This is a genomic window from Enterococcus sp. C46 (assembly GCF_040887565.1).
Taxonomy (GTDB): Bacteria; Bacillota; Bacilli; order Lactobacillales; family Enterococcaceae; genus Enterococcus_B; species Enterococcus_B lactis.
Map to the genome: position 1 here is coordinate 1 of NZ_JBFOGA010000017.1, position 13876 is coordinate 13876.

Here is a 13876-nt window from a genome sequence, read left to right on the forward strand (position 1 = left end):
GGGTTGTTTATAAGGTAGATGAAGATGAACACGTGGTTGAAATTTATTCAGCAAGGACGCATTACGAGTCACAGTAATTACTTGTAAATACATTATCTCGTGGTATAATGTATTTACTAAGTAATTACATACTGTTAGAAATGAGGGATTTAAATGATTACAAAAACAAGAAAACAAGGCAATTCAATCATGTTGACAGTACCTAAAGATTTTAATGTTCCTAATGGAGTCGAAGTTGAAGCAAAGTTGGTAGAGAATGGTATTCTTTATGAATTTGTTGAACCACAAAAAGAATTTTATGATTTTAGCGAAGATATTTTGTCTGATATAATTGCAGAAGGCTACGATAAAGATGAGATTCTTGTAGAATTTAAGAATAGAAAAAACAAAATGCATTCTTCCTTTAGAGATATTGCTGAAGATACACTTACTAATTCTAAAGTAATGACTAAAGAGGAGTTGGCAACAGAAATTGGCTTATGAAATCGTTCCTTCAAAACATGTCATTAAGTATTTAAAAAAGCTAAAAGAGAAGACATTGAAAGAAAAATTTTTGAATTTAATTTATGATGAAATTGCGATTGATCCATATAAGGGTGAACAAAAAACTGGGGATTTATCAGGTATTTGGTCTAGTGGGTTCAAATATGCGGGCACAACATATAGAGTAGCTTACGAGATTATAGAAAACAAGGTTATTCCAGTATTGTTATGTGGAACGCATGAAAACTTTTATGAACAGTTGAAAAAATTAATCTAGTGATTTGTTGTCGTTCTTAAGAAGGACGGCTTCTTTTTTATCGAAGATCTGATTCATCTACATGACTAAAGTCGCGAGTATTCTCTGCTTCTCGATAAATTAAATAACGTCATTACTTTGAGGAAAGCTATAAATCAATATATTTCAGCTTTTCATTATTTATGTACTACCTTTTACTTATTAATTATAAGGTAGTACATATATATCTTTTTTTTGGTAGTAACTAAAAATAAATATGTTATAATAGTATCAAATGAATATTGCTAAAAGAAAAGAGGTAGGAACGTGGTAGCGAAGAAATATGTAATCGGTAATTTTAAAGGTGGCGTAGGTAAAAGTACGTGCGCGCAAATGTTAGGGTTTGAATCAGCAGTTAATGAAGGAAAAAGAACCTTGATAATTGACTTGGATATGCAAGGAAATACTTCTGATGTGATGAACTTAACGCATATGAACTTCACTAACGAAGAAGGGGGCGGAGAAGGTGAACCGATTGTTTACGAAAATACTGTGACTGACGTGTTGATAAACAATCTTCCACCTAAAGAGGCTGTCTATAAAGTAATCAATAACCTCTATATACTTCCAGCAGACATGTCCTTTGAAATGTATGATGATTGGATCAAAGACCAATATAATGATTCATTATCCCAATTCAAATATATGAAAGAAAAGCTAGAACCATTATTTGATGAGTTTGACGTCATCTATTTAGATGTCCCACCTTCTATTTCTGTATATAGTAAATCCGCGATGTACATTGCGGACTGGGCAATCGTCGTCTTACAGACCCAAGTAAAATCGATGAGAAATGCGATGCAATATCTTGAGTATATGGACTTTTTTGTGAAAGAATTTGATACAAATTTATATGTTGCTGGTGTTATTCCTTTCATGTTGGAAAGCGGTGACGCAGTAGATCAGGAAATGTACAAACAAGCCCAAGAGATTTATGGGGAACATTTGATTAAAAATGTTGTACTCAAAAATGCACGCTTAAAACGATACGACGGATCAGGTATTACGATGGAGAAGACAAAGAAAGGTCTCTTAAAACAATGGGATCGCAAAAGCCACGAATTATTTATCAGTATTTTGAAAGAATTGGAAGAACACGAGAATTGGTATGCGGAGGTGGAGTAATTGGCTGACATCAAAGGACTTGATATTTTTGGGAACAACAAAGGACTCGCCAAAATAAAAAAAGAAGCAGAAGCAAAGAAAAAGCAGCAAGCAATTACACCATCTGAAAATAAGCAATTAGAAGTGCACCAAGTTCAAGAAATAAAAACTTCCTCCAATGTTGAAAGACAGAGTAGAGGAAGAACAAAAAAAGTTGGCGCACCAATCAGAAAGTTTGATAAGGTTTATTCCACCAAGCATCCTTTAAAACTGTCGACTTTGTTAAATGCGACTTCCAGAGTTTTAGTAGAAAAGTATGAGACTAATATGACAAGAGATGAATTGCTTAGAAAAGCTTTAGATGAGTATATTAAACAGAATCTTACGCAAGAAGATAAGCAAGATTTGTTTAATGACGTGGTGAAAGAACTAGACTTGTTCAGAGAAAAATATCCAATTGTTCCAGAATTAGATGATCATGGAGAAATAATAAGAACTACCAGTCAGATAAAACAAGATACCGAAGACTCACTGCGCAAAGGGTGGGGAATGAATAATAAAGTTAGATAATAATCAAAGAAGAACTAAGTAACTACCTTTAAACGGTAGTTACTTAGTTCTTCTTTGATTTGCGTGAAATAGAGGGGATTTATTTTTCTGGTTACGTGATTAAAAAATCCAAAAAATGAGCATAGGAATGGTTATGATTTTAGGGTGTGTTTTAATGAGATATTGTGATTTCATTAACAAGTGTATGATAATCTGTTGTTGAGTTAGTAAATAAGTAATAGAGCTAACTCTAAAATAAAACTATTAGGAGGAGATGTAGGTGAAAAAGTTTAAAAAGAAAATATATTTAGGATTGGTTGTTGGGGTGAGTATGTTTGGGTTCATGGCTCACACTAAACAAGTAACTGCAGATACTAACCAAAAAGAAAGGATTATGAGCCAATTAGATGACTCTCAAATAGAGTATGTACCCAATGAGCTAATTGTCAGTTTAAAGGCTACACAAAGAATTTCAACAGAGAAAAATAAACCGCAAAATTTATTGGGTGTAAAAGTTATGGTGGAAAAAGATTTGACTCTTAGGACAAATGAAAGCGATTATAATAAGCGAGATCAAGTATTATTAGTGAAATTGAACGAAGAAATTAGTGTGGAAGAGGCAGTAAAAACATTTAATGCTTCTGATATGGTCAATTATGCAGAGCCAAACTATGTGGCTGAACTAGAGCCGTTGAATGATGTTGAGGAGCCAAATACAACTGATTCTTTAGGAAATCGATCAATTATTCTTAACGATCCTAATTGGAGTAAACAAGCTAATTTAAGAGAGATTAGCATGCCATCCGCTTGGGAAGAAACCAAGGGTTCTAAGGATGTGAAGGTAGCGGTCATTGATTCAGGAATTGATTATCAACATGAAGATCTTTCTGGAAATGTAGATGAAAGTTTGAGATACGATTTTTTTGACGATGATACAGATCCTATGGATACTATGGGACATGGACACATATTGCCGGGATTATTGGTGCTCAAACAAACAACGAATTAGGTGTTGCTGGAATAAATTGGGATGTTACGATGGTACCTATACGTGTATTTGGTAGTAGTGGAGGTACCAGTTTGGCAATCTTAACTGAAGCTATTAATTATGCATCCCAAAAAGGGTTTCCAATTATCAATTTTAGTATAGGTAGTGTTGTTTATAGCAGTACAGAAGAAGCAATTAAAAACTATCCTGGATTATTCGTAGCAGCAGCTGGAAATAATGGGATAGATATGACTGATAAACCTCTTTACCCAGCTTCTTTGGATATACCTAATATTATTACTGTAGGAAATTCTAGTGGTTATGAACGAAGTTCTGATTCAAATTATAGTAAAACAGGTGTTGATTTATTCGCTAGAGGGTTTCGTGTTTTTAGTACATTTCTAGGAAGTAAATACACGTATATGTCAGGTACCTCGATGGCAACACCTCATGTCACTGGTAGTGCTGCATTAGCGTTGTCACTAGATCCTGATCTATCTACTGATGAATTAAAAAAAACCATTTTAAATAGTGTTGATTCATTTTATGAACTATCTGATTTATGTCTTACAGGGGGAAGACTAAATACGAATAATGTCGTACGACAAGTAACGGGTAAACTTACTGCATCTAATATCACATTAAGATTAAATAGTGAATGTGGTGTTAGGATGATTTAGTGGACACATTTTGGGAGAGGACTATAATAACCTCGAAAGAAAGGAAGTTCGCTAAATGAAAAAGTACAGTCAAGAAAGAAAAGACATGATCCTTCAACTCGTCGCAACTGGTAAAGATGCCGTTCTAGTAAAAAAAGCATTTAGCCGTATCAAACAACCTCTGACAGAGGTTGAGATTTTTCATACTGATCGTGGAAAAGAGTTTGATAACCAAGCTATTGATGAATTATTAACAACTTTTGACATCAATCGATCATTGAGTCATAAAGGCTGTCCTTTTGATAATGCCGTAGCTGAATCAACTTATAAGTCGCTGAAAGTAGAATTTGTCTATCAATACACATTTGAAACCTTACAACAATTGGATTTGGAGTTATTTGACTATGTCAATTGGTGGAACCACCTTCGGTTGCACGGTACACTTGGCTACGAGACACCGGTTGGTTACCGTAACCAGAGATTGGCGCAGCGAATCCTTGATAATGAGCTCGGATGTGCTAAACAAATTAGCTTATGAGCAAAAAATAGTCGATAAATCAGGCGAGATTTATAGATTCCATGCCCATGCCTTTCGCCATACAGTAGGAACAAGAATGATTAATAACGGAGTACCGCAGCATATTGTACAAAAGTTTTTGGGTCATGAAAGTCCTGAAATGACAAGCAGATATGCTCATATTTTTGATGAAACCCTTAAAGCTGAATTTACAAAATTCAAAGAAAAACTGGTAACTAATAATGGAGATATAATTGAGTTAGATAATGACAATGAAGTCGATGATGTTGATCTTCAATGGTTCAAGAAAAATATTAATGCACAAGTTCTTCCAAATGGTTATTGCCGATTACCAGTAATAGCAGGTTCTTGTCCACACGCCAATGCTTGTTTAGATTGTACTCATTTTTGTACAAGTAAGCAGTTTTTATCGCAGCATGAGGAACAGTTAAATCGTACTGAGGAGTTATTGGCAGTCGCTAAGGAAAAGCAATGGCAAAGGCAAATAGAGACTAATAACCGTGTTAAAGAGCGACTAGAGCAAATAATTGGCAGCCTGAAGGGGATTAGTTAGATGGTTAAACAGGTACGAAATACAGAGGAAATTGTGCGTTTGGCAAAGCAAAAGTCCAGGCGGACTAGAGAAAATGTAGACAAGGTTATCTCTAAACTATCGCTTGAAGGTAAGACTATTAATTTTAACACAGTTGCAAAGGAAGCTAATGTTTCTAAATCATGGCTTTATAAGGAACATGATATTAGGCAAAGGATTGAATTTCTCCGAAAACAGCAAAAAACAGAAAATGTAATATCAAAACCCAAGAAAAGCTCCCGTTCTGAAGAAGTCCTTATTAAAACCTTAAAAACAAGAGTAAAGGAATTAGAAGAGGAAAATATAAGATTAAGGAACCAGATCCAAAAATTATACGGAGATTTGTACATTAGAGAATAGTCAATCTATGAGTTTCACCAACTTGTGCTTTGAACTTTGAAGTGTTAAAATTAATATACTATTAATCGAAAGGAGAGATGGGTGGACAATGAAGAACTAATCTAATTTTTAACAAATGAAATAGTATATTTCAGTTTAAAAACTTAGGATTAGTCTGCCCATTTTTCCATATACTAAATAAATGTAAGACTGAATAGCTAAAAAGGCTAAATAGTTTTATTTGAGTCCTTAAAAAGTGACATGACTAATCCTTCCAACATTATTTGGGAGGATTTTTTATTTCTCCCTGAATCAAAATAAAGAAAGAAGGAATCGAATTGTTAAAACAAAAGGAACTAATGGCAAGGGTTAAGGAACTTGTCCAGTCAGATGAACGAATATCTGCTTGTATGATGTATGGCTCTTTTACAAAAGGAGAGGGAGATCAATACTCTGATATAGAATATTACGTTTTTCTAAAAGATGATACAATTTCCACCTTTGATTCAGCAAAATGGCTAAATGAAGTCGCTTCCTACACTTTACTCTATCAAAATGAGTACGGTACGGAAGTAGTAATTTTTGAAAATCTAATACGTGGTGAATTTCATTTCCTTTCCGAAAACGAAATGAATATTATTCCTTCATTCAAATAATCAGGCTACATTCCTGACACAAAAGCAATGTTTATTTATGATGAAACAGGACAACTAGAATTGTATTTATCAGAGTTGGAAGGTCCGGGACCAAATAGACTTACAGAAGAAAACGTAAATTTTTTATTGAATAATTTTTCCAACCTATGGTTAATGGGGATTAATGTTCTTAAAAGAGGGGAAAATGCACGTTCACTGGAACTTTTATCTCAATTACAAAAAAATATACTACAACTCATTCGAATTGCGGAAGAAAATGCCGATAATTGGTTTAATATGACAAAGAATCTTGAAAAAGAAATTAGTCCTGAAAACTATGAAAAGTTTAAAAAGACTACTGCCCGATTAAATGAATTAGAACTATATGAAGCCTATAAGAACTCTTTGCTTCTCGTTATGGAACTTCGAAATCTCGTTGAAAAACAGTATCAATTAACCATTAGCGATGATTTTTTAGGCAAACTGTTTAATTATATGAACGAATAAATAAAAAGCCTGTATCTCAAGTGATAACTAAGATACAGGCTTTAATTGTTATTTACTTTAAATACATGTTCTCAAAGTGAAAGTATTGATTTTAATGGATTTTTACACTAGCGTTGCATAAAACATTTTAGAATATTCTGAAAACTATTTCCTCTGAAAATAAGTCAAAAAAAACTGTGCTGACGCAGAGGATGACTTTTTCCAGAAAATTTTTTATCTGTTATTCAACTGAAAACCAAAAGTAACGAGCCAAATTTCTTTTTTCTCATGTGGGAATTAATTTTTCTACCCAACATTCAAAAGGCTGAAACAGTAAATAACGAAAGAATCGTTTGATTTGGAACACCGATTTTACTGTCTTCGTTTCTAATTTGATGAGAAACGTGAGAAGAGCGGAAATCATCGTTAGAATCAATTGATTATGCACGCCTTTTTCATTTTGAGAAAAGAAGGTTTTGCTGGTCATATGTTGTTTGATGTGTTTGAAAAACAATTCGATTTGCCAACGAGCGTGATACATATCAGAAATTTCTTTCGAAGAGACATCCATTCGATTGGTGATAAATTGAAACTCACGTCCGTTCTTATCTTGAACAGTGACTAGTCGAAAATTGGCGGTCAAATAAGTCTTAGACCCCAAGCGAACGAGTTCATCTCGTAGAATTTCTTCTTCTGGCGATTTTTCTAGTGTGTCTATCACATGAACTTTGGTATTTTTCTTGATGCGAGTGACGAAGAAATACCCGTCCCAATGCATCTGATCCATCTTTTCAAAATCCAAGTAACCACGATCAAAAACATACGTTGCCTCTGGTTCATTCACCAGTACTGTCAGTTGATTGACATCATGTTCGTGTGCATTGGTTAATGCAAAATCAGTTGGATACATCGTGGCATCATCCATATAACAGAAGTTCAAGTGCAATTTAATACCTGACTTGGTTTTACGGAAAGTCGCCCACTTATGACGTTTTAAACTAAGCGAAAACGTACTGGAATCAATCAGATACAGATGATTTCGCTTGGTTGGTTTGATTTGATGTTGAACTTTTTCTAACAGTTGTTGAAAAATTTCTTCTAACACTTTAGGTTCAAGTGCATTAAATGCTCGAGACAATTGGGTATGACTAATCGATGACACATCGGTTTCTAGTTGGAGCGATCGGTCGATAAGAGCTGTACTCAAATCACGCAAACTTTCTTTTTCTTCATTAACTGCGTAGAGAAAGAGCTTGAGCACAGCTTCAAAAGACAGTTTTTTACGATACGAATTGTAATCAAAAATACATTTTTGGGAGTTGACAGAAAGTTTTCCTAATTTTATGGCAGAAAACCATTTATTAAATGTTGTATTTGTTTTATACTTATCCATGTATGAGTCCTTTTTATTGGTCTTGGATAAGTCATCCAAGTGCTAGTATAAAGGATTTTTTGTTCTATGGAATAGGTTAAAATTTTAATGCAACACTAGTGGGATTTTTAATAGTTTACTCTTGATAAAATGTTACACCGTCGATGGAAGATATTAAGGTTACAAAGAGATTAGTCGAAGCTGGGAAGTTACTAGGCATCGAAGTACTTGATCATTTAGTAGTAAATAATAATAACGGTTTTACTAGCCTGAAAGAAAGAGGCTATATTTAAAAGGGAGAAACAACTCCCTTTTTTTCTTCAAGGTTTACTATGTACAATTGCATCAAATGAATTTAGTAAAGTACTTTATGATAGAATAGAACTAGTTAGAAATGATATAGATATCCGAAAGTACTGACACGAAAGGAGGGTACTATGTTTGAAAGAGGAAATTATTAAGTCTAAGATTCGTGTTCAAAAACATGGAGAAGTATTTACCCCTAAAAGAATAGTTAATAAAATGCTAGATATTCCAGAGGTAAAAGATGCTTGTGAAAATTTAACAGCAACCTTTTTAGAACCGGCTGCAGGGGAAGGTGCTTTTTTAGTTGCAATACTTGAGCGAAAGTTAAACATGGTATCTGAGAAGTACAATAAAGACTTAATACAATATGAAAATTATTCTTTGCTCGCTCTAACAACACTGTACGGAATTGAATTATTGGAAGATAATGCCCAAACATGTGTGATGAACATGTTTCAACAATATTATGATAAGTATAAAGAACAAGTAGAACATCATGGCGGAAAATTAAAGGAAAAGGTGCTAGATAGTGCAAAGAAAATCATTTCGCTAAATATTTGTAATGGTAACTTTTTAACGAGAAAATCAGCGGATGGAAGCCCTTTAGTGTTTAGTGAATGGCAACCTATTAACATGAGGAAAACATTGAAAAATATTAAAATACAAAGAACAGAGTATACATTGGATGAAATATATGGAAGTGTAAAAAAAGAAAGTGGTCGAGCAATTAATAATTTATTACAAGAACCAGTACAACTAGATTTGTTTGACTTTTTGGAAGATGAATCTGAAAACATAAATGAATTTCAAAAGGAAATGCGATATATACCTGTCAAGATAACTGATGTTTATAGAGAGGAGATGGAGGAAGCCAATGGATAAGACAATAATTAAGCCTTTTCAAGAAATTAAATATAAGGTGTACGGTTATACCTTACCTGAGGTTCCAAACCACGATGGCTATGTGAAGATAGGTGATACGACACGTGACGCTGTTACGAGAATTTTTGAACAAGTAGGTACAGCTGGTTTAAATCCTAAAATTTTATTTGAGAAACTAGCTCGTAAATCTGATGGAAAATGGTTCCGTGATAAAGATTTACATAAATTTCTTATTTTAAATGGTATAGAGAAAAAGGATTTTAATAGTCGTGCTGATGAGTGGTTCTATTTTAATGGAAATCTGGAAAAGGCTGAAGAGTTAACGAATAAGTTTATTAACCGTGATTATGATGAAATACAAATTGATGATAAACGTTCGGATTATATATTAAGAAATGAACAGCAACAAGCAGTAGAAAAAACGTATGAATATTATCAAAGTAAGCAGGAGCCCAGAGAATTTTTATGGAATGCAAAACCACGTTTTGGGAAAACATTAACAACTTATGACTTTATTAGAAACCTTAACGCAAAGAATGTTTTAATTGTAACAAATAGACCAGCAATTGCTAACTCATGGTTTGATGATTTCCAAAAATTTATTGCCTGGCAAGAGCCACAAATGAAGTTTGTATCGGAAACAGATGCACTAAATGGAAAAGCGATGACTAGAGATCAGTATCTCGAGTTTATTGATACAACTTCTCATGCTAATCCTACTCAAATTGCATTTATTTCATTGCAAGATTTAAAGGGTGCAGAATTTGCAGGAGGTATGTATAAGAAACTAGAATGGGTAGCTGGACTAAACTGGGACTTGCTCGTAATTGATGAAGCTCATGAAGGAATCGATACTAGAAGAACCGATATAGCATTTAGTCAATTAAAAAGAGACTTTACCCTGCATTTATCAGGTACTCCTTTTAAAGCCTTAGCTAAAGGTGATTTTTCCGAAGAACAAATATTTAATTGGTCTTATGTAGATGAACAAGAAGCTAAAGAAAACTGGGATTCAACGATTGGTAGCAATCCTTACGAAAGCCTACCGACTTTAAATTTGTTTACGTATCAAATGAGCAAAATGATAGAAGATGAAGTATCGGCTGGGTTAACAATAGAGGAAGAAAAAAACGTTGATTATGCATTTGATTTAAATGAATTTTTTAGAGTTAAAGAAAATGGAAGATTTGAATATGAGGAAAGTGTTGTTCGTTTTTTAGATAATCTATCTTCAGGGAAGTTTCCATTTTCCGAAAGTCAGTATCGTAATGAACTTAATCATACTTTTTGGTTACTTCCACGGGTTAATTCCGCTAAAGCACTTGAAAAATTATTAAACTCTCATCCTACATTCAAAGATTACAAAGTAGTACTTGCAGCAGGAGATGGTGTTAGTTTACATGAAGGCATAGAATCAGAAGCACTTGATTTGAAAGAGAATACAAAAAGCTATGATAAAGTTAGGAATGCTATTAGAAATTATGATAAAACAATAACACTTTCTGTAGGACAGTTAACAACTGGTGTGACAATTCCTGAGTGGACGGCGGTATTAATGTTAAATAATATTGAATCACCTAGTTTATACTTTCAAGCTGCATTTCGTTCACAAAATCCTTATGAATTTGAAAAGGATGGAAAGTTATATCGTAAAGAAAATGCATATATATTCGATTTCTCACCAGATCGAACATTAAGGCTTTATGATGAATTTGCTAACAACTTGTCTAGTGGTAGTTCTAAAACAAGCGAAGAAAGAAAGCGCAAGATAAAGAAGTTATTAAATTTCTTTCCAGTAATTGCTGAAGACGAAGAAGGTACAATGCATGAAATAGATGCATCTGAAGTGCTGACCATACCTACAAGAATTACCTCACGAGAAGTTGTTAAAAGAGGATTTATGAGTAATTTACTATTCGCTAATATATCTGGTATTTTTTCAGGTGATTCACCATTTAAAGAAATTCTAGATAAAATACCACCTGAGAAAAATAAAAGATTAGAGAAACGCCGTGAGGTGTCTATTACTGATCCGCATTTAAATGATGATGGAGAAGTAGAGATACCAAAAGAAGTAGTGTTAGGTAAATCAAATGAACTTTTTGGCGAAAAAATTTATTCATCAATTGAAGTGGTTGATGAAGTTGTATCATCCCTAGAAGAAGTTGAGGAAAAACAAAAAGAGTCGATTAGAAAACTTGCGAAAGATATAACAGCATCATTTTCAGATGGCTTTAATAATCTAAAGGATTCATTCAAACTAAACAAAGGACAAACCGAAAAGTTAAGAGATTCAGTAAACAATTCTATTGAGGATATAATAACTGAGAAAAGTTTGACACTAAGCAATCAAGTTAAAGAGATAAAAGAAGAATACGAAAAGAAAAAGCAAGAAGCAGAGAAGAGAAAAGATGAAACAGAATTAAAAGTAGTGACTCAGCAATATGAAGAAGAAAAACAAAAGATAGAAGAGTCTTTCGCCGATGAAATTAATATGGAAGTAGAAAACACTATTAACACTGTTGTCGAAGAACAAATAGAAAAAGTAGAGGAAAAGAAAAAGAAAACAACAGAAGATGATGTTCGAGATCATTTACGAGGATTTGCACGTACAATTCCTGCGTTCCTAATGGCATACGGGGATGATCAGACTAGATTAGAAAACTTTGAAAAGAATATTGATGAAGCTACCTTCGAAGATCTTACAAGTATCACAATTGAAGAGTTTAAGAAGCTTCGTGATGGTTTCGAATATGAGGATGATAAAGGCAATAGAAAAGTCGTTCATGGCTTATTCAATGAGGTAGTGTTTAATGCAAGTATCCAAGAATTTTTAGACACTAAAAAGCGTTTAGCTAATTATTTTGATGATAGTCTAGAAGAGGATATTTTTGATTATATTCCACCACAGAAAACGAATCAAATTTTTACGCCAAAAAGAGTAGTTAAAAAGATGGTCGATAAATTAGAAGAAGAAGAACCTGGAATTTTTTCTGATAAGACCAAGAAGTTTGCTGACTTATATGTAAAAAGTGGTTTATATATTACGGAGATAGTAAAGAAATTAAATGAGGGTTTGAAAGAACAAATACCAAATCAAAAGGAACGTATTAAATGGATACTTGAAAATCAAGTATATGCTTGTGCACCTAGTGATATAATTTACAATATAGCTAAAAATTTTATATTTACTGAATTAGATTATGTATCACCAAAAAATTTAATTTTAGCTGATACGGTGCATTTAGCGAACAAAGAAGTATTGGCTTCAAATATTAATAAAATTTTTGGAGATGATAATTTGAAGTTCGATGTGATTATAGGTAATCCTCCTTATCAAAATGAAGGGATTGGAGAAGTTGCTAGAGATGAACCAATATATCATAAATTCATGGAGGAATCTTATAAGATTGCTGACATAGTAAGTTTTGTGACCCCTGCTAGATTCTTATTTAATGCTGGTCAGACGCCGAAAAAATGGAATGAAAAAATGCTAAGTGACGAACATTTGAAAGTAGTATATTATGAACAGAACTCTGCTAAAGTCTTCCCTAATACAGATATAAAAGGTGGCATAGCTATAACTTACCGTGATACAAATAAGAACTTTGGTGCTATTGGTACCTTTACGCATTTAGAAGAGTTAAATACAATTTTATCAAAAGTATTAGACAACGAGTTTAAATCATTTAATGAATTGCTTTATGGGAAAAGTAGCTATAAATTTACTCCTAAAATTTACGAGGAAAATCCTGAATTGAGGGGTAGGGTATCGGTAAATGAAGAAAAATCTATTGGTTCTAATATTTTTGATAAACTCCCTGAAATTTTCTATGATGTAAAACAACAAAATAGAGATCAAATTCAAATTTTAGGACGTAAAAGTGGTACGCGTATATTTAAGTGGATTAATAAAAATTATGTTGAAAATCATCCTAATCTGGATAAATATAAGGTTATCCTTCCAGCAACAAATGGTACAGGAACGTTTGGAGAAACTTTATCCACACCTATTATAGGTGAACCATTTATTGGATATACACAAACATTTATTTCCTTTGGAGCGTTTGATAATAGATTAGAAGCAGAGAATGTTTTAAAATACATTAAAACTAAATTTGTGAGGGCGATGCTTGGAACAATGAAAGTAACTCAGCACAATCAGACAAAAGAGGTTTGGAAAAACATCCCTATTCAAGACTTCACCACAAAATCCCAAATTAATTGGTCAAAGTCAATAACTGAGATTGATCAACAGTTATACAAAAAATATAATTTGAATGAGAATGAAATAAGATTTATCGAAGAAAATGTTAAGGGTATGGAATAAAAGAAAAAGCACTTAGTGTATTCAACTAACATCTATCATGTTGGTTCAAATTGGTTCAAGTAATGTCAATATCAATCCCTTTTCATACATTTTTATCCATATAACAATTCCCAAAACGTTGTTATAAAAGGATTCAGATGGATTAGACATACTTAGAATTTATCTGTATATTTCTCAAAACGTTAATCTGTTTCAGATATATCAACGTTTTGGACTATTATTTGGTGGAAATTGGTGTAAAAATCAATTTTCTTATCAATATAAAAGCAAAAGACATCAGTGTTTTACTGGTGTTTTTTTATTTTTATCGAGAAATTTGTAAAACTGTTATAATACGCT

The 13876-nt window shown here is 33.0% G+C and carries 8 protein-coding genes and 6 pseudogenes; 13 read left to right on the top strand and 1 reads right to left on the bottom strand.

Going from position 1 to position 13876, the window contains the following annotated elements; translation table 11 throughout:
- The 10 genes and pseudogenes from AB3I27_RS13545 to lnu(G) form a co-directional block, all read left to right on the top strand.
- A pseudogene (locus tag AB3I27_RS13545) lies at positions 1 to 77 on the top strand (Txe/YoeB family addiction module toxin); the annotation flags it as partial.
- A gap of 76 nt (positions 78 to 153) precedes the next feature.
- The gene (locus tag AB3I27_RS13550; RefSeq protein WP_002292678.1) at positions 154 to 483 is read left to right on the top strand and encodes an AbrB family transcriptional regulator; all 330 of its coding nucleotides are present in this window, start codon (positions 154 to 156) and stop codon (positions 481 to 483) included.
- Positions 473 to 760, top strand: coding sequence for a type II toxin-antitoxin system mRNA interferase toxin, RelE/StbE family (locus tag AB3I27_RS13555; protein WP_002292679.1), 288 nt, complete (start codon positions 473 to 475; stop codon positions 758 to 760). Before AB3I27_RS13550 ends, AB3I27_RS13555 begins: the two co-directional genes overlap by 11 nt.
- 285 nt (positions 761 to 1045) lie before the next feature.
- Positions 1046 to 1903, top strand: a complete 858-nt coding sequence (locus AB3I27_RS13560) for a ParA family protein (RefSeq protein WP_002292680.1) — start codon at positions 1046 to 1048, stop codon at positions 1901 to 1903.
- Positions 1904 to 2452, top strand: coding sequence for a hypothetical protein (locus AB3I27_RS13565; protein WP_002335394.1), 549 nt, complete (start codon positions 1904 to 1906; stop codon positions 2450 to 2452).
- Positions 2453 to 3227: 775 nt separating this feature from the next.
- Positions 3228 to 4099, top strand: a pseudogene (locus AB3I27_RS13570) (S8 family serine peptidase).
- Positions 4100 to 4211: 112 nt separating this feature from the next.
- Positions 4212 to 4616 (top strand): annotated as a pseudogene (locus AB3I27_RS13575) (transposase); the annotation flags it as partial.
- Positions 4597 to 5169: pseudogene (locus tag AB3I27_RS13580) on the top strand (tyrosine-type recombinase/integrase); the annotation flags it as partial. The pseudogenes AB3I27_RS13575 and AB3I27_RS13580, both read left to right, overlap by 20 nt.
- Entirely contained in the window at positions 5170 to 5547 is a 378-nt protein-coding gene (locus AB3I27_RS13585; protein ID WP_070544324.1) for a DUF6262 family protein, read from the top strand.
- A 317-nt stretch (positions 5548 to 5864) separates the two neighbouring features.
- A pseudogene (lnu(G), locus tag AB3I27_RS13590) lies at positions 5865 to 6668 on the top strand (lincosamide nucleotidyltransferase Lnu(G)).
- Positions 6669 to 6933: 265 nt separating this feature from the next.
- Here the strand turns inward: lnu(G) and AB3I27_RS13595 are convergent.
- Complete coding sequence (locus tag AB3I27_RS13595) at positions 6934 to 8040, bottom strand: IS4 family transposase (protein WP_086307541.1); 1107 nt, start codon at positions 8038 to 8040, stop codon at positions 6934 to 6936.
- 140 nt (positions 8041 to 8180) lie between these two features.
- Here AB3I27_RS13595 and AB3I27_RS13600 point away from each other — a divergent pair.
- The 3 genes and pseudogenes from AB3I27_RS13600 to AB3I27_RS13610 all read left to right on the top strand — a co-directional run.
- Positions 8181 to 8312, top strand: a pseudogene (locus tag AB3I27_RS13600) (JAB domain-containing protein); the annotation flags it as partial.
- A 148-nt stretch (positions 8313 to 8460) separates the two neighbouring features.
- Positions 8461 to 9207, top strand: a complete 747-nt coding sequence (locus AB3I27_RS13605; protein ID WP_070544017.1) for an N-6 DNA methylase — start codon at positions 8461 to 8463, stop codon at positions 9205 to 9207.
- Positions 9200 to 13537, top strand: coding sequence for an Eco57I restriction-modification methylase domain-containing protein (locus tag AB3I27_RS13610; RefSeq protein ID WP_070544015.1), 4338 nt, complete (start codon positions 9200 to 9202; stop codon positions 13535 to 13537). Before AB3I27_RS13605 ends, AB3I27_RS13610 begins: the two co-directional genes overlap by 8 nt.
- Positions 13538 to 13876: the final 339 nt, after the last annotated feature.

Excerpts from the sequence above, each read along its gene's own strand:
- AB3I27_RS13585 (WP_070544324.1), top strand. The coding sequence starts at position 5,170 with ATGGTTAAACAGGTACGAAATACAGAGGAAATTGTGCGTTTGGCAAAG.
- AB3I27_RS13595 (WP_086307541.1), bottom strand. The coding sequence starts at position 8,040 with ATGGATAAGTATAAAACAAATACAACATTTAATAAATGGTTTTCTGCC.
- AB3I27_RS13550 (WP_002292678.1), top strand. The coding sequence starts at position 154 with ATGATTACAAAAACAAGAAAACAAGGCAATTCAATCATGTTGACAGTA.
- AB3I27_RS13610 (WP_070544015.1), top strand. The coding sequence starts at position 9,200 with ATGGATAAGACAATAATTAAGCCTTTTCAAGAAATTAAATATAAGGTG.